General features: G+C 69.1%; 19 protein-coding genes and 1 riboswitch. Of the genes, 15 read left to right on the forward strand and 4 right to left on the reverse strand.

The window, feature by feature from the left end; all coding sequences use genetic code 11:
* The first annotated feature begins 110 nt into the window (after window positions 1–110).
* The 4 genes from ctaC to ACW4TU_RS33740 all read left to right on the forward strand — a co-directional run bounded on the left by ctaC (window position 111) and on the right by ACW4TU_RS33740 (window position 4,624).
* Window positions 111–1,103: an aa3-type cytochrome oxidase subunit II gene (gene ctaC, locus ACW4TU_RS33725; RefSeq protein WP_457419426.1), complete on the forward strand. Its 993-nt coding sequence runs from the start codon at window positions 111–113 to the stop codon at window positions 1,101–1,103.
* A complete protein-coding gene (gene ctaD, locus ACW4TU_RS33730) occupies window positions 1,100–2,836 on the forward strand; it encodes an aa3-type cytochrome oxidase subunit I (RefSeq protein ID WP_457419428.1) in 1,737 nt (578 codons plus the stop codon). The genes ctaC and ctaD overlap by 4 nt, the downstream gene beginning before the upstream one ends.
* A complete protein-coding gene (locus tag ACW4TU_RS33735; RefSeq protein ID WP_457419430.1) occupies window positions 2,833–3,231 on the forward strand; it encodes a cytochrome c oxidase subunit 4 in 399 nt (132 codons plus the stop codon). Before ctaD ends, ACW4TU_RS33735 begins: the two co-directional genes overlap by 4 nt.
* A 130-nt stretch (window positions 3,232–3,361) precedes the next feature.
* Window positions 3,362–4,624, forward strand: a complete 1,263-nt coding sequence (locus tag ACW4TU_RS33740; protein WP_457419432.1) for a L,D-transpeptidase — start codon at window positions 3,362–3,364, stop codon at window positions 4,622–4,624.
* Between the two features lie 34 nt (window positions 4,625–4,658).
* Here ACW4TU_RS33740 and ACW4TU_RS33745 read toward each other — a convergent pair whose 3' ends face one another.
* The gene (locus ACW4TU_RS33745) at window positions 4,659–5,060 is read right to left on the reverse strand and encodes a response regulator (RefSeq protein ID WP_457419434.1); all 402 of its coding nucleotides are present in this window, start codon (window positions 5,058–5,060) and stop codon (window positions 4,659–4,661) included.
* A 190-nt stretch (window positions 5,061–5,250) separates the two neighbouring features.
* Between ACW4TU_RS33745 and ctaE the strand changes: the two genes are divergently transcribed.
* The 6 genes from ctaE to ACW4TU_RS33775 all read left to right on the forward strand — a co-directional run bounded on the left by ctaE (window position 5,251) and on the right by ACW4TU_RS33775 (window position 12,445).
* Window positions 5,251–5,871 carry an aa3-type cytochrome oxidase subunit III gene (ctaE, locus tag ACW4TU_RS33750; RefSeq protein WP_457419436.1) on the forward strand — a complete coding sequence of 207 codons (621 nt, stop codon included), beginning with the start codon at window positions 5,251–5,253 and terminating at the stop codon, window positions 5,869–5,871.
* Window positions 5,872–5,954: 83 nt separating this feature from the next.
* Window positions 5,955–6,767 (forward strand): cytochrome bc1 complex diheme cytochrome c subunit, encoded by an 813-nt coding sequence (gene qcrC / locus ACW4TU_RS33755; protein ID WP_457419438.1) that lies wholly within the window; start codon window positions 5,955–5,957, stop codon window positions 6,765–6,767.
* Complete coding sequence (gene qcrA, locus ACW4TU_RS33760) at window positions 6,764–7,822, forward strand: cytochrome bc1 complex Rieske iron-sulfur subunit (protein WP_457419440.1); 1,059 nt, start codon at window positions 6,764–6,766, stop codon at window positions 7,820–7,822. Before qcrC ends, qcrA begins: the two co-directional genes overlap by 4 nt.
* Entirely contained in the window at window positions 7,819–9,459 is a 1,641-nt protein-coding gene (gene qcrB / locus ACW4TU_RS33765; protein ID WP_457419442.1) for a cytochrome bc1 complex cytochrome b subunit, read from the forward strand. The genes qcrA and qcrB overlap by 4 nt, the downstream gene beginning before the upstream one ends.
* A gap of 152 nt (window positions 9,460–9,611) precedes the next feature.
* Window positions 9,612–10,676 (forward strand): anthranilate phosphoribosyltransferase, encoded by a 1,065-nt coding sequence (gene trpD / locus ACW4TU_RS33770; RefSeq protein WP_457419444.1) that lies wholly within the window; start codon window positions 9,612–9,614, stop codon window positions 10,674–10,676.
* A 110-nt stretch (window positions 10,677–10,786) separates the two neighbouring features.
* Window positions 10,787–10,904, forward strand: a riboswitch (SAM riboswitch).
* A gap of 164 nt (window positions 10,905–11,068) precedes the next feature.
* Window positions 11,069–12,445 (forward strand): aminotransferase class V-fold PLP-dependent enzyme, encoded by a 1,377-nt coding sequence (locus tag ACW4TU_RS33775; protein WP_457419446.1) that lies wholly within the window; start codon window positions 11,069–11,071, stop codon window positions 12,443–12,445.
* 119 nt (window positions 12,446–12,564) lie between these two features.
* Here ACW4TU_RS33775 and ACW4TU_RS33780 read toward each other — a convergent pair whose 3' ends face one another.
* Window positions 12,565–12,846, reverse strand: coding sequence for an Lrp/AsnC family transcriptional regulator (locus ACW4TU_RS33780; protein ID WP_164314487.1), 282 nt, complete (start codon window positions 12,844–12,846; stop codon window positions 12,565–12,567).
* Window positions 12,843–13,586 (reverse strand): rhomboid family intramembrane serine protease, encoded by a 744-nt coding sequence (locus tag ACW4TU_RS33785; protein WP_457419448.1) that lies wholly within the window; start codon window positions 13,584–13,586, stop codon window positions 12,843–12,845. Before ACW4TU_RS33785 ends, ACW4TU_RS33780 begins: the two co-directional genes overlap by 4 nt.
* 158 nt (window positions 13,587–13,744) lie before the next feature.
* Here ACW4TU_RS33785 and ACW4TU_RS33790 point away from each other — a divergent pair, with 158 nt between their 5' ends.
* From ACW4TU_RS33790 to ACW4TU_RS33810, 5 genes are all read left to right on the forward strand, one after another.
* Window positions 13,745–13,984 (forward strand): hypothetical protein, encoded by a 240-nt coding sequence (locus ACW4TU_RS33790; protein WP_164314491.1) that lies wholly within the window; start codon window positions 13,745–13,747, stop codon window positions 13,982–13,984.
* A gap of 39 nt (window positions 13,985–14,023) precedes the next feature.
* Entirely contained in the window at window positions 14,024–15,373 is a 1,350-nt protein-coding gene (locus ACW4TU_RS33795; RefSeq protein WP_457419450.1) for an NYN domain-containing protein, read from the forward strand.
* A gap of 234 nt (window positions 15,374–15,607) precedes the next feature.
* Entirely contained in the window at window positions 15,608–16,657 is a 1,050-nt protein-coding gene (locus ACW4TU_RS33800) for a C40 family peptidase (RefSeq protein ID WP_457419452.1), read from the forward strand.
* 256 nt (window positions 16,658–16,913) lie between these two features.
* Window positions 16,914–17,942, forward strand: a complete 1,029-nt coding sequence (locus tag ACW4TU_RS33805) for a C40 family peptidase (RefSeq protein ID WP_457419454.1) — start codon at window positions 16,914–16,916, stop codon at window positions 17,940–17,942.
* A gap of 58 nt (window positions 17,943–18,000) precedes the next feature.
* Window positions 18,001–19,200 (forward strand): hypothetical protein, encoded by a 1,200-nt coding sequence (locus ACW4TU_RS33810; RefSeq protein ID WP_457419456.1) that lies wholly within the window; start codon window positions 18,001–18,003, stop codon window positions 19,198–19,200.
* Here the strand turns inward: ACW4TU_RS33810 and ACW4TU_RS33815 are convergent.
* Window positions 19,188–20,429: a glycosyltransferase 87 family protein gene (locus tag ACW4TU_RS33815; protein WP_457419458.1), complete on the reverse strand. Its 1,242-nt coding sequence runs from the start codon at window positions 20,427–20,429 to the stop codon at window positions 19,188–19,190. The genes ACW4TU_RS33810 and ACW4TU_RS33815 overlap by 13 nt on opposite strands.
* Between the last annotated feature and the right edge of the window lie 46 nt (window positions 20,430–20,475).

Consider the following 20,475-nt stretch of genomic DNA (forward strand, 5'->3'; position numbering starts at 1 on the left):
GTTTGGTCCGCATAAACATCCAAACCCCTGCCCGACGCAGGGCGGCGACCGACCCCGAGAAGGCAGGCCGCAGCCGATCCGCGCGGGCGAGACTCTCGGGAAGGCGCTACGTGAGTCCCAACGGCTCCGACCTCCCCCACGCCCTGGGGGGCGCGGGCGGTACCCCCACGCCGCGGCGCCCGTTGCGGCGGAAGCTGCTGCAGGCATTGACTGCGGGCCTGGTCCTGGCGACCGCGACCGGTTGCACATACAAGGACTTCCCCCGCCTTGGTATGCCCACCCCGACCACGGAAGAGGCTCCGCGGATCCTCTCCCTGTGGCAGGGATCCTGGGCAGCCGCGCTCGCCACCGGCGTGCTGGTCTGGGGCCTGATCCTGTGGAGCGCCATGTTCCACCGGCGCAGCCGCACCAAGGTCGAAGTACCTCCGCAGACCCGGTACAACATGCCCATCGAGGCGCTGTACACCGTGGTTCCGCTGATCATCGTCTCGGTGCTCTTCTACTTCACGGCACGTGACGAGTCGAAGCTCCTCGACACCTCCAAGAAGCCCGACCTCACGGTCAACGTGGTGGGCTTCCAGTGGAGCTGGGGCTTCAACTACATCGAGAACGTCGAGGGTTCCACCGGAAACGCGGACACCGACGAGAACCTGGCCGCCATCCCGGACCGGTTCAAGAAGGACTTCCCGGCCAACGCCGGCGGCGTCTACGACGTCGGCACCCCCGGTACGAAGAACCCGCAGACCGGCAACCCCGGCCCGACCCTCTGGCTCCCCAAGGGCAAGACGGTCCGCTTCGTCCTCACCTCGCGTGACGTCATCCACTCCTTCTGGGTGGTGCCGTTCCTGATGAAGCAGGACGTCATCCCGGGCCACACCAACGCCTTCCAGGTGACCCCCAACAAGGAGGGCACCTTCCTGGGCAAGTGTGCGGAGCTTTGCGGCGTCGACCACTCCCGGATGCTCTTCAACGTGAAGGTCGTCTCCCCCGAGCGCTACGAGCAGCACCTCAAGGACCTCGCGAAGAAGGGGCAGACCGGTTACATTCCCGCCGGCATCGCGCAGACGAGCCACGAGAAGAACCGGGAGACGACAAACCTGTGAGCATCACCAACGAACCCCAGGATGCCGTCGCGGCTGAGGACTCGTACGAGAACGAACTGCCGGTACGGCGCAAGCAGCCCGGCAACGTGGTCATCAAGTGGCTCACCACCACGGACCACAAGACGATCGGCACGCTGTATCTGGTGACGTCGTTCGCGTTCTTCTGCATCGGTGGCGTGATGGCGCTGTTCATGCGCGCCGAGCTGGCCCGGCCGGGTCTGCAGATCATGTCGAACGAGCAGTTCAACCAGGCGTTCACGATGCACGGCACGATCATGCTGCTGATGTTCGCGACGCCGCTGTTCGCCGGTTTCACCAACTGGATCATGCCGCTGCAGATCGGCGCCCCCGACGTCGCGTTCCCGCGGCTGAACATGTTCGCCTACTGGCTGTACCTGTTCGGCTCGACGATCGCGGTCGGCGGCTTCCTCACCCCCTCCGGTGCGGCCGACTTCGGCTGGTTCGCCTACTCCCCGCTCTCGGACGCCGTCCGCTCCCCGGGCATCGGCGCCGACCTGTGGATCATGGGCCTGGCCTTCTCCGGCTTCGGCACCATCCTCGGCGCGGTCAACTTCATCACCACGATCATCTGCATGCGCGCCCCCGGCATGACCATGTTCCGCATGCCGATCTTCGTGTGGAACGTGCTGCTGACCGCGGTCCTCGTCCTGCTCGCCTTCCCCGTCCTCGCCGCCGCGCTCTTCGCGCTGGAGGCGGATCGGAAATTCGGCGCACACATCTTCGATGCCGCCAACGGTGGTGCCCTGCTGTGGCAGCACCTGTTCTGGTTCTTCGGGCATCCGGAGGTGTACATCATCGCGCTGCCGTTCTTCGGCATCATCAGCGAGGTCATCCCGGTCTTCTCCCGCAAGCCGATGTTCGGCTACATGGGCCTGATCGGCGCGACCATCGCCATCGCGGGTCTGTCCGTGACGGTGTGGGCCCACCACATGTACGTCACCGGCGGTGTACTGCTCCCGTTCTTCTCCTTCATGACGTTCCTGATCGCCGTGCCAACGGGCGTGAAGTTCTTCAACTGGATCGGAACGATGTGGAAGGGGTCACTGAGTTTCGAGACCCCGATGCTGTGGGCCACCGGCTTCCTCATCACCTTCACCTTCGGTGGTCTGACCGGTGTCATCCTGGCCTCGCCGCCGATGGACTTCCACGTCTCGGACTCCTACTTCGTGGTGGCGCACTTCCACTACGTCGTCTTCGGGACGGTCGTGTTCGCGATGTTCTCCGGCTTCCACTTCTGGTGGCCGAAGATGACCGGCAAGATGCTCGACGAACGCCTCGGCAAGATCACGTTCTGGACGCTGTTCATCGGCTTCCACGGCACCTTCCTCGTCCAGCACTGGCTGGGCGCCGAGGGCATGCCGCGCCGGTACGCGGACTACCTCGCGGCGGACGGCTTCACCGCGCTGAACACGATCTCGACGATCAGCTCGTTCCTGCTCGGTCTGTCCGTGCTCCCGTTCCTCTACAACGTGTGGAAGACCGCGAAGTACGGCAAGAAGGTCGAGGTCGACGACCCGTGGGGCTACGGCCGTTCACTGGAGTGGGCCACGTCCTGCCCGCCCCCGCGGCACAACTTCCTCACCCTGCCGCGGATCCGCAGCGAATCCCCGGCGTTCGACCTGCACCACCCTGAGATCGCAGCGCTGGACCAGCTGGAGAACGCCGGGCACGGCGAGAAGGCTCTCGCCGGCGGCAAGGAGGCGGGCAAGTGAAGATCCAGGGCAAGATGTTCATCTGGCTCGCCGTCTTCGTCCTCGTCATGGCGATCGTCTACGGCGTGTGGTCGAAGGAGCCCGCGGGCACCACGGCACTCTTCCTGGCCTTCGGCCTGTGCATCATGGTCGGCTACTACCTGGCCTTCACGGCCCGGCGGGTCGACGTGGGAGCCCAGGACAACAAGGAAGCGGACGTCGCGGACGACGCCGGCGAGGTCGGGTTCTTCAGCCCGCACAGCTGGCAGCCGCTCGCGCTGGGCATCGGTGGCGCGTTCCTGTTCCTGAGCGTCGCGATCGGCTGGTGGCTGGCGTTCTTCGCGGCGCCGATCCTCCTGATCGGCCTGTGGGGATGGGTCTTCGAGTACTACCGCGGTGAGAACCGCACCCAGTAACACGCTCGGTGCTCAGGGGAGCCCGGACACTCCGTCAGGAGAGTCCGGGCTCCCTCTTTTGCCACACCCCCGTTCCCTCGCACGGATCACCCGCCGCGCCGAGGCCGACGTACGTTCTTAGCGTGAGGGCATGAGGCACTCACCGCGTAACCGTACGGTCGTCAGCTGCACCCTCCTGGTGGCCGCCCTGGGCGCGTCCGCCAGCGCCTGCGGCTCCGACGGCCATCCCCTCTCGGCGAAGCCGTACGACGCGGCTGAGCGGATCTCCTTCGGCGGCTCTGTCGGCGACGGGGAGAAGGCCGACCCCGACAAGCCCCTGGAGGTCACCGCCGACGACTCCGACGACCGCATCACGGACGTCACCGCCGTCGACGCGTCCGGACGCTACGTGGCCGGCGAACTCTCCGCCGACGGCAGCCGCTGGCACAGCACCTCCCCCCTGGCCGCAGGAGCCCGCTACACGGTCCGGGTGAGCACGGAGGACGAGGACGGCGCCCCCGGCCGCGGGACCCGCACCTTCGACACCAGCAGGCCGACCACCAAGAAGCGCCTGAACGTCACCTTCGGCCCCAAGACGGGCACCTACGGCGTGGGCCGGCCGGTGACGGCCGAACTCAGCGAACCCGTACGGGGAAAGGCGCAGCGCGCGATAGTCGAGCGCGCCCTCAAGGTGGACTCGACCCCCGCCACCGAGGGCGCGTGGCACTGGGTGGACGACAAGGAACTGCACTACCGGCCCAAGGAGTACTGGCCCGCCCGGGCCACCGTCCAGGTGCACAGCAACCTGCCCGGTATCAAGATCGCCGACCGGCTCTGGGGCGGCAGTGCCAAGCCCCTGAAGTTCACCACCGGCGACCGGGTCATCGCCGTCACGGACGCGTCGTCCCACGAGATGACCGTCTACAAGAACGACAAGGTGATCAACACCATCCCCGTCACGACGGGCAAGCCCGGCTTCGAGACCCGCAACGGCGTCAAGGTCGTACTCGGCAAGGAGTACTTCGTACAGATGCGCGGCACCAGCATCGGCATAGCCGAGGGCAGCGCCGACTCGTACGACCTGCCGGTCTACTACGCCACCCGGGTGACCTGGAGCGGCGAGTACGTGCACGCCGCCCCCTGGTCCGTGGGCTCCCAGGGCTCCGACAACGTCAGCCACGGCTGCACCGGCATGAGCACCGCCAACGCCGAGTGGTTCTACGACCACGTCCGGGAGGGCGACGTCGTCAAGGTCGTCAACTCCTACGGCGACACCATGGAAACCTTCGGCAACGGCTTCGGCGACTGGAACCTGAACTGGCAGAAGTGGCAGGGAGGCAGCGCCCTCGTCAGCACCTCTTCACAGGGCTCAAATCCAGCCAACCGGGCACGCCTGACTCCGGAGAACATCTGACGCGGGGCGCCGACGGGGCCGCACCCCCGAGCTCTCAGGCGCTCAGAGCCCGCTTGACCCGCAGCAAAGAAGCCAACGACGACGCGAACTCCACCGGATCCACCGGCAGGGTGACCGCCGCGTCGGCCCGACTCCACGTCGCCAGCCACGCGTCCTGCGGCCGCCCGATCAGCAACAGCACCGGCGGACACGCGAAAACCTCGTCCTTGATCTGCCGGCACATGCCCATGCCCCCCATGGGCACGGCCTCACCGTCCAGCACACAGACGTCGATCCCGCCCTTGGCCAGCTCCGTCAGGACAGCGGCGGGCGTCGCGCACTCGAGGAACTCGACGGCGGGAACGTCCGGAGCGGGTCGCCGCCCCGTCGCCAACCGCACCTGCTCGCGGGTGTTGGAGTCATCGCTGTAGACCAGCACCGTGGCGGTCGGCTGCATTGTTCCCCTCCGAGACATCAGCGTCGTACGGACAGACGGACCGGGTCCGTTGGGCCGGATGCTACTCCCTCGGACCCCCTGTCTGAACCCCGCTCGGACAGCCGTCCGATGGGCCATACGGGCTGGACACACCCCACAGACACCCCGAACGGCACCCCCCGGCGTGAGGGCGGGATAAGCGACCGACATAATGTCGGTCGTGGCGACAGCAACGACAGTAGAAACCGGGCACGCGCACCCGTCGGTCAACCGGCCGAACCTCACCAGCGTCGGAACCATCATCTGGCTGAGTTCCGAGCTGATGTTCTTCGCGGCCCTCTTCGCGATGTACTTCACCCTGCGATCGGTGACAGGTCCGAATCACTGGAAGGAGATGGCGTCAAGCCTGAACTTCCCGTTCTCCTTGACCAACACCACGATCCTGGTGCTCTCCTCCCTCACCTGCCAGCTCGGCGTGTTCGCCGCCGAGCGCGGTGACGTGAAGAAGCTCCGGATGTGGTTCATCGTCACCTTTGTCATGGGTGCGATCTTCGTCGGCGGTCAGATCTTCGAGTACACCGAGCTGGTCAAGAAGGACGGGCTCTCGCTCTCCTCCGACCCGTACGGCTCGGTGTTCTACCTGACCACCGGCTTCCACGGCATGCATGTGACGGGCGGTCTCATCGCGTTCCTGTTCGTCCTCGGCAGGACGTACGCGGCGCGAAGGTTCACCCATGAGCAGGCGACCGCCGCGATCGTCGTGTCCTACTACTGGCACTTCGTCGACGTCGTCTGGATCGGGCTCTTCGCCACGATCTACATGATCAAGTAGCCGGGCCCGCCCGATCCTCACATCGGGTCCGCCCGACACCTCCAGAAGACTCGACGCTGAAGATCCTGACACCGGGGTAATCCGTGAAAAAGCTCTCCGCACGACGACGCCATCCGATGGCGGCGGTCGTCGTCCTACTCATCGCGCTGGCGGCCATCGGGGGGCTGTACTCCGCTGTCGCGCCTACGGGCCAGGCGAAGGCCGATGAAACCGCTCAGTCCCTCACCATCACGGAGGGGCAGCGGCTGTACTCCGTGGGCTGCGCCAGCTGCCACGGCACCGGCGGCAAGGGGTCCTCCGACGGTCCGAGCCTGGTGGGCGTCGGCGCCGCGGCGGTCGACTTCCAGGTGGCGACCGGCCGCATGCCGGCCGCGACCTCGCAGGGCGCGCAGATCCCGAAGAAGAGGAACATCTACTCGCAGGCCCAGATCGACCAGCTCGCGGCGTACATCGCGTCGCTGGGCGCCGGTCCGTCCGTGCCCACCGAGGAGCAGTACGGCCCCGACGGCGCGGACATCGCCAAGGGTGGCGAGCTCTTCCGCACCAACTGCGCCCAGTGCCACAACTTCACCGGCAAGGGCGGTGCGCTCACGCACGGCAAGTTCGCCCCGGACCTTGAGGGTGTCGACCCGAAGCACATCTACGAGGCCATGCAGACCGGCCCGCAGAACATGCCGTCCTTCCCCGACACGACGCTGTCGGAGAAGAACAAGAAGGACATCATCGCGTACCTCGACGCGGTCAACGGCGAGGACACCGTGGAGCCCGGCGGTCTCGGCCTGGGCGGTCTCGGACCGGTCAGTGAAGGCCTGTTCGCCTGGATCTTCGGCCTCGGAGCGCTCATCGCGGTCGCCGTTTGGGTCGCCGCTCGGACCGCAAAGGCCAAGAAGTCATGAGTAGCCAAGACATTTCAGAAGAGAACCTGCCCGCTGAGCAGGAGAACGAGCACGGTGTCGCCGGCGTCGCGGACGAGAAGAACCCGTTCGCGGACCCGGGGCTGCCGCCCCACGAACACCGCGTCCAGGACATCGACGAGCGGGCCGCCAAGCGGTCCGAGCGTGCGATCGCCTTCCTGTTCACGCTGTCGATGGTGGCCACCGTCGCCTTCATCGTCTCGTACGTGGCGATCCCGGTCGACAGGGCCATCTACGTCTTCCCGATCGGGCACCTCAGCGCGCTGAACTTCGCGCTGGGCGTGTCCCTCGGCCTGGCGCTCTTCCTGATCGGCGCGGGCGCGGTCCACTGGGCCCGCACCCTGATGTCCGACGAGGAGCTCGTCGACGAGCGGCACGCGATCTCCGCGCCGCCCGAGGTCAAGGCGAAGGTCCTGGCCGACTTCAAGCAGGGCGCCAAGGAGTCCGCGATCGGCCGGCGCAAGCTGGTCCGCAACACGATGTTCGGCGCGCTGGCCCTGTTCCCGCTCTCCGGCGTCATGCTGCTGCGCGACCTCGGCACGCTGCCCGGCACGAAGCTGCGCCACACCCTGTGGTCCAAGGGCAAGCTGCTCGTCAACATGAACACGAACGAGCCGCTCCGCGCCTCGGACATCGCGGTCGGTTCGCTCACCTTCGCCAAGCCCGACGGCCTGGAGGAGGACGACCACGAGTTCCAGACCGAGATCGCCAAGTCCGCCCTGATGATCGTCCGTATCCAGCCGGACAACATCAAGGACAAGCGCGAGCTCGAGTGGTCCCACGAGGGCATCGTGGCGTACTCGAAGATCTGCACCCACGTCGGTTGCCCGATCTCCCTGTACGAGCAGCAGACGCACCACGTGCTCTGCCCCTGCCACCAGTCCACCTTCGACCTCTCCGACGGCGCCCGGGTGATCTTCGGCCCCGCCGGTCACGCCCTGCCGCAGCTGCGCATCGGCGTGAACGACGAGGGCTACCTTGAGGCGCTCGGCGACTTCTCCGAGCCCGTCGGTCCTGCCTTCTGGGAGCGCGGATGAGTACTACGGCAAAAACGGACACGCGTTCGTCGCGCGAGAAGGCGCCCGCCGGTGAGCGGGTCGCCGACTGGGCCGACGGCCGGCTGGGGATCTACTCCCTCGCCAAGACCAACATGCGCAAGATCTTCCCCGACCACTGGTCGTTCATGCTCGGCGAAGTCTGCATGTACAGCTTCATCATCATCATCCTCACGGGTGTGTATCTGACGCTGTTCTTCCACCCGTCGATGAACGAGGTGGAGTACCACGGCAGCTACATCCCGCTGCAGGGCCAGCTGATGTCCGAGGCGTTCAACTCGACCATGCACATCTCCTTCGATGTGCGCGGTGGTCTGCTGATCCGGCAGATCCACCACTGGGCGGCGCTGATCTTCCTCGCCGGCATGTTCGTGCACATGATGCGCGTGTTCTTCACGGGTGCGTTCCGCAAGCCCCGTGAGGTCAACTGGCTGTTCGGGTTCCTGCTGTTCGTCCTGGGCATGTTCACCGGGTTCACCGGCTACTCGCTCCCGGACGACCTGCTCTCCGGCACCGGTGTGCGCTTCATGGAGGGCGCGGTCCTGTCCGTGCCGGTCGTGGGCACCTACCTGTCGTTCTTCCTGTTCGGCGGGGAGTTCCCCGGCGGCGACTTCGTGGCCCGGTTCTACTCGGTCCACGTCCTGCTGCTGCCGGGCATCATGCTCGGCCTGATGGTGGCGCACCTGATCCTGGTCTTCTACCACAAGCACACGCAGTTCGCGGGCCCCGGAAAGACGAACAACAACGTCGTCGGCATGCCGCTGCTGCCGGTCTACATGGCCAAGGCCGGAGGCTTCTTCTTCCTGGTCTTCGGTGTCATCGCGGTCATCGCGGCCATCGCCTCGATCAACCCGATCTGGGCCATGGGCCCCTACCGTCCGGACCAGGTGTCGACGGGCGCCCAGCCCGACTGGTACATGGGCTTCTCCGAGGGCCTGATCCGGGTCATGCCGGGCTGGGAGATCAACTTCTGGGGTCACACGCTCGTCCTGGGCGTGTTCATCCCGCTGATCGTCTTCCCGTTGGTCCTGGTCGCGATCGCGGTCTACCCGTTCATCGAGTCCTGGGTCACCGGCGACAAGCGCGAGCACCACATCCTGGACCGCCCGCGCAACGTGCCGACGCGTACGGCCTTCGGCGTCGCGTGGATCACCTGGTACCTGGTGCTGCTGATCGGTGGTGGAAACGACCTCTGGGCCACCCACTTCCACCTGTCGATCAACGCGATCACCTGGTTCGTACGGGTCGCCTTCTTCGTCGCCCCGGTCCTCGCGTTCATCGCCACCAAGCGGATCTGCCTCGGCCTCCAGCGCCGCGACAGGGACAAGGTGCTGCACGGCCGCGAGTCGGGCATCATCAAGCGCCTGCCGCACGGTGAGTTCATCGAGGTGCACGAGCCGCTCAGCCAGGAGGCCCTGCACACGCTCACCGCGCACGAGCAGTACGAGCCGGCCATGATCGGCGCGACGGTCGACGAGAACGGTGTCGAGCGCAAGGTGAAGGGCGCGGAGAAGCTGCGCGCCAAGCTCAGCAAGTCGTACTACGGCGAGGACAGCCAGATCGCCAAGCCGACAACCGAGGAGTACAAGGAGATCACGAGCGGCCACGGCCACCACTGATCACCTCGCTTCGCCACACACGGTAGAACGGCAGAAGGGCCCCGTCCGTACATCGGACGGGGCCCTTCGCCGTGCCGCCGGGCTGGATAGGGTGTTCCCATTCCACCAGAAGTCCCCGCGGAGTCCCGCCGGGACCGACCCAGGAGCGGCAGATGAGCGCTGTGAACCCCGCCGGAGGCGATACCGCGGCGGTCCGTTCCTGGCCCCGCGTGCTGAACGGCCTGCTCGACGGCCATGACCTGAGCGCCGCCGACACCGCCTGGGCGATGAACCTGATCATGGGCGGCGAGGCGACCGACGCGCAGATCGCCGGGTTCGTGGTGGCGCTGCGGGCCAAGGGCGAGACCGTCGAGGAGATCACCGGGTTCGTCCAGGCGATGTACGAGCACGCCAACGTGATCGAGGTGCCGGGGCGAACCGTCGACATCGTCGGCACCGGCGGCGACGGCGCCAACACGGTGAACATCTCCACCATGTCGGCGATCGTCATCGCCGGCACGGGCGCCAAGGTCGTCAAGCACGGCAACCGGGCGGCCTCCTCGGCCTCGGGGGCGTCGGACGTACTGGGGCAGCTCGGGGTCAATCTGGAGCTGACGCCGAAGCGGGTGGCCGAGGTGGCGGAGGAGGCCGGGATCACCTTCTGCTTCGCGGCCAGGTTCCATCCGGCGATGCGTCATGTGGGCGCCGCACGCGGCCAGTTGGGCATCCGCACGGTCTTCAACATCCTGGGCCCGCTGACCAACCCGGCCAAGGTCAGGGCGCAGGCGGTCGGGGTCGCCGATCCCCGGATGGCCCCCATCGTCGCCGGTGTCTTCGCCGAACGCGGCAACTCCTCCCTGGTGTTCCGGGGCGACGACGGCCTCGACGAGCTGACGATCACCGCCACCTCCCGGGTGTGGGTCGTCCGGGACGGCAAGGTGACGGAGGAGGCCTTCGACCCGCGCGACGTCGGCATCGAGCTGGTCCCGATCGAGGCCCTGCGCGGCGGTGACGCCGCCTACAACGCGGCGGTCGCCCGGCGACTGCTGGACGGTGAGACCGGGCCCGTACGGGATGCCGTGCTGCTCAACTCGGCGGCGGCGCTGGTGGCGCTGGACCCGGGGCCGGGCTCGCTGGCCGAACAGATCGGCGCCGGGATGGTGAAGGCGGCCGAATCCGTCGACTCCGGTGCGGCGAAGCGGACGCTGGAGCGGTGGGCGGCGGTCAGCAACGCGTAGACGTTCCCTGCGTCTTCGCGTCTTCGCGTCTTCGCTTCTTCGGGCATGGGCGTCCCGCGATCCGGACATGGGTTGCGGGACGTCGATCACTTCGGTTACGTTCTGTGCCAGGTCATGAGTGACAGTCATGAGGCCCCGGCCGACTGTCCGGCAACCCTCCGTCCGTGGCGGGGTGCCCCGGGATGAAGACCAGGCCGTAGGCAGCAAGGCTTACGGCAAGCGCGGGCCCCTCTCGACACCAGGGGTCCTGGTCGTACGAGGGAGTCCTCCGTGAGCAAGCGAATGCGATAGGGCTGCCGAGCCCCGCCTCCGCGCACCCTTTTCACCCTTTTCCTGTGCTGAGCCATGTCCGCTCGCACAGCGATTCCTCTTGCTTCTCACGGGAGTTCGCCATGTCTGTCTCCACCGTTGCCGCCGAGCAGTCCGTTTGTACTCCGCTGCCCGTTCTGGGACGAGATGTCACCGTCCCGCTCGTGACGGGCGGCGAAGTCACCTACGCCGCGCTCGACTACGCCGCCAGCGCCCCCGCGCTCCAGCGGGTCTGGGACGACGTGGCCGCGTACGCGCCCTACTACGGCAGCGTGCACCGGGGGGCCGGCTACCTCTCCCAGCTGTCGACGGACCTCTTCGAGAACGCCCGCAGGACGGTCACCGAGTTCCTGGACTGCCGTGCCGACGACCAGCTGATCTTCACCCGGTCCACCACCGACTCCCTCAACCTCCTCGCCGCCGCCCTTCCCGCCGGCTGCCAGGTCTTCGTCTTCGAGACCGAGCACCACGCCTCCCTGCTGCCCTGGCGGGACGCCCAGGTCACCTACCTCAACGCCCCGCGCACCCCCCAGCAGGCCGTGGCGACCCTGCGGGAGGCCCTCGCCGCCCGCACTGCATCCATTCAAGAGGGTCAGGGCCCGGCCCTCGTCTGCGTCACCGGCGCCTCCAACGTCACCGGCGAGCTGTGGCCCGTACGGGAGCTGGCCGACGCCGCTCACGCGCACGGTGCCCGGATCGTCCTGGACGCAGCCCAGCTGGCCCCGCACCACCCGGTCTCCGTCCAGGACCTGGACGTCGACTGGGTCGCCTTCTCCGGCCACAAGCTGTACGCGCCCTTCGGCTCCGGCGTCCTCGCCGGCCGCGCCGACTGGCTGCGCGCCGCCGACCCGTACCTCGCCGGTGGCGGCGCCAGCCGCAAGGTCACGCGGCGCACGGACGGGGGAGTGGACGTGGAGTGGCACGACACCGCCGCCCGGCACGAGGCCGGCTCGCCGAACGTCATCGGCGCCTACTCGATCGCCGCCGCCTGCAAGGCCCTCACGGAGGCCGGCTTCGACACGCTCGTGGCCCGCGAGCAGCACCTGATCGACACCGTGCGGGCGGGGCTGGCGGAGGTGCCCGAGGTCAGGGTGCTCTCGCTGTTCGGCGACGAGGCTCCGCGCGTCGGCGTCATCTCGTTCGTCGTCGAGGGCTGGAACAGCTCGCACTTCGCCGCGGCGCTCTCCGCGGAGTACGGGATCGGGGTGCGGGACGGGCTGTTCTGCGCGCATCCGCTGGTGCGGACGCTGCTGGGCAGTGACCCGCAGACGCAGGGGGAGTGCGGGGCCCCCGAGGCCGCTCCCGGCGAGAAGTCGCTCAACGCGATTCGGGTGAGCTTCGGGGCGGGGACGCCTGATGAGCACGTCGAGCGGTTCGTGGGTGCGGTGAAGGAGCTTGTGCGGGACGGGGCCCGGTGGCAGTACCGGACCGAGGACGGGCGCTGCGTGCCGGCGGTTTGATCGCCCCCGCCGTCCTTACCCGTCCCATCCCGGGGGCTCTGCCCCCGGACTCCCGCTCCTCAAGCGCCGGAGGGGCTGGATTTTTGCCGGCGGGGGCTGGATTTCAGGGCTGAACGTCCTCAGCTGTCCAGGCCGATCGCGAACGCCGCTTCCAGGTCGTGCTGGGAGTACGTGCGGAACGCCACGTGGGTGTCCGTCGCCTCCACGCCCGGGATCTTGCTGATGCTGCCGGGGATGATCTCCGCCAGGTCCTCGTGGGCCTTGACGCGGACCATCGCGATCAGGTCGTACGTGCCGGTGACGGAGAAGACCTCGCTCACGCTGTCCAGTGCGGCGATCGACTCCGCGATCTCGGGGATCCGGTCCACGCTGGTCTTGATGAGCACGATCGCGGTGATCACGGCTGGTTCTCTCCCTCGGTGGCCGGCGCTGGGGCGGACCTCACTCTAGTGGTACGCCGATATCGCACCCACGCGTAGGCGAAGCCCAGCCCGAACCCCACCACGTGCGCCAGATACGCCACCCCGGGCCCGGAGGACGCCCGGCCCGCCGCCACCCACTGGAGGGCCGCCCAGAACGGCAGGGTCAGCCAGGCCGGGAAGCGCAGCGGGAGGAAGAAGAGGAACGGGAAGAGGCTCGTGACGCGGGCGCCGGGGAACAGGTACAGGAACGCGCCCAGGATCGCCGAGATCGCGCCGGACGCCCCCACCAGCGTCTGCTGCGAGCCCGCGTTGGCCGCGGCGTACCCCAGCAGGGCGAGGTAGCCGCAGCCCACGTAGAAGAGGGCGAACTCCAGGTGCCCGAGGCGTTCCTCGGTCATCGCGCCGAAGACGTAGAGAAAGAGCATGTTGCCCAGCAGGTGGACCCAGCTGCCGTGCACGAACAGTGCCGTGGCGGGGGTGAGCGTGGCCCGCGGGGCGCCGGTGAAGAGGTCGGCGGGGACCACGCCCCAGCGGCGGAAGTAGGCCCGCTGGGCGGCCAGCAGGGCGTCCCCGGTGCCGTACCCGGGGTTCAGGCCCGAGGCGGGGCCGATGACGAAGAGCAGACAGCAGACGGCGATCAGCCCGTACGTCACCGGCGCCGACTGGGCGCGGACCGATCTGCGGAACGCCGTACGCCACTTTTCGAACTCGCCGATCATGGACACAGAGCATGACGTAACGGGACCGAACAGTGCAGACCGCCTCGCCGCTGTGGACGGACGGGCGGCGAGTACCCGCCAGGCCTTAGGGTTACGAGCCACACGCGCCGGGAAACGGGCGCAGCACGGATACTAGAAGGAAAGCGAACATATCCACGATGACGGTTCCTCTGCCTACCGACTCGACCCGGTGGCGCTGTGCTCTCTGCGGCAACCTCACGCGTTTCGACGTGACCCGCTCCTCCAAGGTCGTGGAGTACGTGCACCTCGACCTTGCCGGAGACCCGAAGGTGGAGGAGCGCGAGGTGGTCAGTGAGACCATCGAGTCGGTGCGCTGCCGTTGGTGCAACGCCGTGGATCAGGTGGAACTCGTGGACAGGCCGGGCGCCGGCTCCTGACGGGAGCCGGCCCCGCACCGGAACTGGTTGGGGTGACGGATGGTGGAGACCACAGGCGGGGAGCCGGGCGACGGCGCCGCCGAGGTGCTCGACCGTCCGCTGCCCGACGGCGTGCGCAGGCGCGTCGTGCAGATCGTGTCGGACGGGTTCGGCGGGCTCACCGTGGCCGAGCTGCCCGCCCAGCTGAGGCAGTACGCGCGCTTCGCGCCCAATCGGCGGGCCAAGTTCGCCGGCAACGCGATGGCCTCCGCGCTGGAGACCGACACGCTGTTCCGGCAGCGCATCGGGGAGAAGCTCAGGGAGGCCCAGCCGGAGCTGGCCGGGGCTCTCGACTCCGGCTCGCCGCCCCCGGCCGCCGATCCGCTGGATGTGGCCGCCGCGGCCTATGTGCTGCGTCCCACGGGCTGGGTCAAGCTCGTCACCGCGGCCGGCGAGGAGGCGCAGCGCGCCGACGCCGAGCGTGCCGACGAGGAGAGCCGGGCCGAACTGGAGCGGCTGCGCGAGGAGTTGACCGCAGCCCGCGACCACACCCGTACCGAGACCGAGCGGCTGCGTACGGAGCTGGAGTCGACGAAGAAGGAAGCCGAATCGCTTCACCGCAAGCTGCGCGCCGCCCTCAGCGACGTCAAGCGCGGCGAGGCGGCCCTGCGCAAGGCGCACGCCGAGATGGAGACCCTGCGCACCGAGGGGCACACGCAGGTCTCCGCGTCCGAGAGCGAGGCGCGGCGGCTCAAGGGACGGCTGAGCGAGGTCGAGGCCGCGCTGGAGGCCAGCAGACGCGCCGCCCGGGAGGGGCGCAGTGTCGAGGACATGCGGGTACGGCTGCTGCTGGACACCGTGCTGGAGGCGGCCCAGGGGCTGCGGCGGGAGCTGGCGTTGCCGCCGCTGTCGGTGCGGCCGGCCGAGACCGTGGAGGCGGTCGAGCCGGGGCGGATGACACCGAAGGACATCGCCGCCCGTGCGCTGTCCGAGAACGATCCGGCGATTCTCGACCAGCTGCTCGCGCTGCCCCAGGCGCATCTGGTCGTCGACGGCTACAACGTGACGAAGACCGGCTATCCGCAGATGCCGCTGGAGAAGCAGCGGCTGCGCCTGCTGGGGCAGCTGTCGCAGCTCGCCGCGCAGACCGGGGCCGAGGTCACCTGTGTCTTCGACGGGGCCGAGCTGGCCGCGCCGGTGCTGCTGGCGCCGCCGCGCGGGGTGCGGGTGCTGTTCTCCAAGGCCGGTATCAGCGCCGACGAGCTGATCCGTCAACTGGTGCGCGCGGAGCCGCCCGGCCGGCCGGTCATCGTCGTGTCGACGGACCGCGAGGTGGCCGACGGGATCGCCAAGGCGGGTGCCCGGCCGGTGGCTTCGGTGGTGCTGCTCAAGCGGTTCTCGCGCGGTTGACAACCGCCGGCAACATACGGGCGCAATGACCGAATTGGCGGAAGTGTCACGCAACGTAGCGTCAATCGGGCATTGCTGTATGTGTGTTGTGTGTAAAAAATGCGAGGAGTGACAAACATTTTTCGCTTCAGGATTTGAACTGATCACAAGAAGGTCACTAGGGTCAGGCCTCGAACCTCCGCTCGGGTGATCGCTCAAAGGGAGTGACAGCGGGAGAAGAAGGAGTTCGCCTCCGTGGCGTCCCATCGTCGACCGAAGCAGCCGAGCCGCACCCGCGTGACCGTGCTCACCACCGCCGCGGCTGCCGCCGTGGCCCTCAGCGCCAATGCCGCCAACGCGGCGCCGAGCGAGAAGCCGAGCAAGGACGAGGTCAAGGCCAAGGTCGACAAGCTCTACGAGCAGGCGGAGCAGGCCACCGAGAAGCTCAACGGGGCCGAGGAGAAGCAGAACCGGCTGGAGAAGGAGATCTCCACCCTCCAGGACAACGTCGCCCGCGGCCAGGAAGAGCTCAACGAGCTGCGCGACGGCCTCGGACTCGCCGCCGCCGCCCAGTACCGCAGTGGCAGCATCGACCCCTCCGTGCAGCTCTTCCTCTCCGCCGACCCGGACGACTACCTCGACAAGGCGTCCACGATGGACCAGCTGAGCGCTCAGCAGGTCGAGTCGCTCAAGAAGGTCCAGGAGAAGCAGCGCGCGCTCGCGCAGCAGCGCTCCGAGGCCGGCGAGAAGCTCGAGGACCTCGCGGACACCCGCACCGAGCTGGCCAAGAAGAAGAAGGAAGTCCAGAGCAGGCTCGCCGAGGCCCAGAAGCTCCTCAACTCGATGACGGCAGCGGAGAAGGCGGCCATCGCCGCCGCCGACGCCCGCGCCAGCCGGGCCAGCGAGCGCTCCGCCCTCAGCGATTCGAACACGGGCGATTCGGGCTCGGCCGTCACGGGCCGCGCCGGTTCCGCGTACGCCGCCGCGCAGAGCAAGATCGGCTCGCCGTACGTCTACGGCGGCTCGGGCCCCAACTCCTTCGACTGCTCGGGACTGACCTCCTGGGCGTTCGCCCAGGCCGGCATCTCGATACCCCGGACCTCGGAAGCGCAGGCCAACGCCGGTACGCGTATCTACTCGCAGAGCGATCTCGAGGTCGGCGACCTGGTCATCTTCTACGGCGACTTCCACCACGTCGGTTTCTACGCCGGCAACGGCCAGGTCCTGCACGCGCCGCGCACCGGCACGGTCGTGCGGTACGAGTCGATCGACAACATGCCGTTCCAGTTCGGCGTTCGGATCTGATCCTCTCGTCGACGGATCCGATCGTCGTACTCCTTCCGGGTCTGTTCAGGATCAGGACACGTTGACGCCCGAACGAGCGAATCCCGACACCGTCCGCTGACCCCGCGCCCCGCCGATGACCTGCGTCATAGGCGGGGCGTCACCGTGTGTGGCCGTCGAGGTCCTTGGTCCGCGCGTAGTCGCACGGCTACTGTCTGGCGCGCCCCCAACACCGGGGGAGCACATGCGTCCGCCAGCGGAAGGAGTGCGGCTTCTCGTGGGGTTCCATCGCCGCCTTGTACCGTCCGGGTTCGACCGGGGAGCCAGCGCCGCAGGCGCCGCCCTCACCGTGTTGTCCGCCGCAGCCGCGGCTCTCGGCGCCGCCGTGCCGTCGGCCAGCGCCGCGCCGACCGACCACACCCGGGCCGAGGTGGACCGGCTCTACGCGGCGGCCGAGAAGGCCACCGAGTCCTACAACCGGGCCGACGAACGCGCCGATGCGCTGCGCGAGCAGGTGACCCGGGCGCAGGACCGGATCGCCCGGCAGCAGCTGCGCATCAACACCATGCGGGAGACGCTCGGTTCGCTCGCGGGCGCCCAGTACCGGGCCGGGGGCCTGGACCCGTCGCTCGCGCTGCTGTTCTCCGACAACCCGGACGAGTACCTGGAGAAGGCCGCCGCGCTCGACCGGATCAACGTTCACCAGGCCGGTGAGCTGAGGGAACTCCAGGCAGCCATGCGGGAACTCGCCCAGGAGCGCACGGAGGCCACCGGCAAGCTCGCCGAGCTCGACCGCAGCCGCAAGGCGGTCGCCGTGCACAAGCGGACAGTCGAACAGAAGCTGGCGAAGGCGCGGGCGCTGCTCAACTCGCTGCCGTCCGCAGACCGGGCCGCCTACGACCGGGCCTCCCGGTCCGACCGCACCGACCTGCCCGACCTCGGCAACGCCGCCGCGCCCAGCGCCCGGGCGGCAGCCGCCGTCGCCGCGGCCCGGGCGGCGCTGGGCAGTCCGTACGTCTGGGGCTCCAACGGGCCCTCCGGCTTCGACTGTTCGGGCCTGATGCAGTGGTCGTACGCGAAGGCCGGGGTCGCCCTGCCGCGCACCTCGCAGGCCCAGCGGTACGCCGGGCAGCAGGTCCCGCTCTCCCAGGCCCAGCCCGGCGACCTGGTCACCTACCGGTCCGATGCCAGCCACGTCGGGATGTACGTGGGCAACGGCCAGGTGATCCACGCCCCCTATCCGGGCGCGCCGGTGCGGTACGACCCGGTGGGCATGATGCCCGTCTCGTCGGTCACCAGGGTCTGAACGTCCGGAGCGGTACCTTTCCTGAACTTCCTGACAATCGGCCCGTACGATCGTCGGCGTGGCTGGTCGAAGGCGTGTGTGGTGGGGAGTGGCGCTCTGGCTGCTGCTCGGCGCTCTCGTCTCCCTCGTCGCGTGCGGCGGCGGCCGGTCGGCGACCGACACCGCCTCAGCCGACGTACGACGGCTGCTGGACCGACGGGCCGCCGCCGTTCTCGCCGGCGACGAACCGGCGTACGCGCGGACCGGTGCGTCACCGGAGTTCACGCGGCTGCGCGCGCTCCCGCTGGCGGCCTGGTCGTACCGGTTGACCGCTCTGCACCGCACCGACGGCGGCAAGGCCACCGCCGACGTCGAGCTGAGCTACCGCGTCGAGGGCATCGACAAGGCGCCCGTGCGGGTCGGGCGCACGCTGAGCCTCACCGAGCGGGACGGCGGGCAGTGGTATGTCGACGACGACGAGCCCGCCCGGAAGACGGGCCGGCAGTTGTGGGACCAGGGGACCGTACGGGCCGTACGCGGGGCGCACAGCCTCGTCCTGGGGGTCGGCCAGTCACCGGAGTCCCTGCGCCGCTACGCGGGCCTCGCCGACCGTGCCGTGCCCGCGGTGACGGACGCGTGGGGCGGGTCGTGGACCGGGCGGGTCGTGGTCCTCGTACCGAAGTCGCTGGCGGGGATGGCGGAGCTGCTCGGGTCGCCCGCCTCCGCGTACCGGGGGATCGCGGCCGTCACGACCGGGGAGACAGGAGGGTCGGTGCAGGCGCCCGCGGACCGGATCATCGTCAACCCCGAGGCGTACGGCGTGCTCGGCGACTTCGGCAAGCAGGTCGTGCTCACCCACGAGACCACGCATGTGGCGACCCGTACCGCCACCACGGCGGCCACGCCCCTGTGGCTCTCCGAGGGGTACGCGGACTGGGTCGGCTACCGGTCCACGGGCCGTACGCCGGCCCAGGCGGCGCCCGAACTGGCGCTCGCCGTGTCTTCGGGCGAGGTGCCGGAGGCGCTGCCCGGGGACGCGGACTTCGGCTTCGGCGGGGACGCGGCGAAGCTGGCCCGGGCGTACGAGGGCGGCTGGCTGGCGTGCCGGATGGTCGCCGACCGGTGGGGCGAGGTGCGGCTCGGGGAGTTCTACCGGGCCGTCGGGGCGCACGGGAAGCGGGCGGGGGCCGTCGAGGGGGCCCTGGCGGAGGTGCTGGGGACGACGCCGGGGCAGTTCACCGGGTGGTGGCGGGAGTATCTCCGCGCTCAGCTCGGCTGAGTCTCCCGGGCGCGGGCGGACTGGTCGGGCAGTGGCGGGAGCTGTGCCCGGGGCGGGGCCGTCGTGCGCCACAGCTCCCGGGCCGCCGTGAGGGCCGCGACGGCCAGGACGCCGTTGCGGGTGAACAGGAGGGCCGTGCCGTAGGCGTCACTGGCGACCACGTGTCCGAAGCCGATAGGGAACTCCAGGACCGTCACCAGGCAGGCGACGACGACCAGGGCGGCCGGCAGGGTCATCGGGCTGGCCCGGAAGCACAGGCAGACGGCGGCGAGGCCCACCAGCCACACCATGTACTGCGGGCTGATCACCCGGCTGGTCACCGCGAACAGCAGCACCGCCACGAAGGCCGCGTCGGCCAGGGTGTGCGGCAGGAACCGGGTGGCGCGCAGCCGCCACAGCAGCAGCCAGCCGAAGACGGCCACCGTCAGCAGCAGCGCCACCGTGCTCACCGTCCGCACGAACGGGCCCAGGAACTCGATCGAGCCGTAGTTCAGCGCCACCCGGCCCGTCCAGCCGAAGTGCCGGCCGGCATGGAAGACGAGCGCGCCCAGCGACTCCACCTCGGTGCCCCGCCCGCCCTGGAAGGTCAGGAAGGCGAAGGCGCCGGGCATGGCCAGCGCGAACAGTGACGCCAGCGCGGCCACCGTGACGGCCGCCGAGGCCCACGCACGCCGCTGTACGGCCCCCACCAGCAGCAGGGCGGGCCAGACCTTCAGCAGGGCCCCGAAGCCCGCCAGCGCCCCCATGAGGCGCGGACGCCGGGCCCCGGCGAGCAGGGCGGCCACCGCCACGGCGGTCACCATCACGTCGTACCGGGCGTACACGGTCGGGCCCAGCAGTGGTACGCCCACCACCCACACCCAGGCGCCGCGCGGCGTCCGGCCGGGGCGCGCGCCCGCGTAGAGGAGGAGGGAGAGGGCGACGAGATCGGCGAGGAGGGCCAGGAGGAAGAACGCCGTCGCGTAGTCCAGGAACGGCAGGGCGGCGGGGGAGAGGATCGCGAGGGCGGCGGCGGGCGGGTACTGCCAGGTGACGTCGGCCAGCGGGAAGGTGCCGTGGCGCAGCACCTCGTACCAGCCGTGGTAGATCACCGTGACGTCGCTCGTGACGTCCGGGCCCGGGAAGACGAACACCTTGAACACGAACAGCAGCAGGAGCAGCCGGGTCAGGCCCCAGGTGCCCAGCAGTGCCACGGGGAGCCGCAGCCGCCCTCCGCCCGCGTTGTCCACGTGAATCCCTGTCCGTTCCTCGTGGCTGGTTCTTCTGGTTCTTCGT

The organism is Streptomyces kryoterrae (assembly GCF_054072135.1).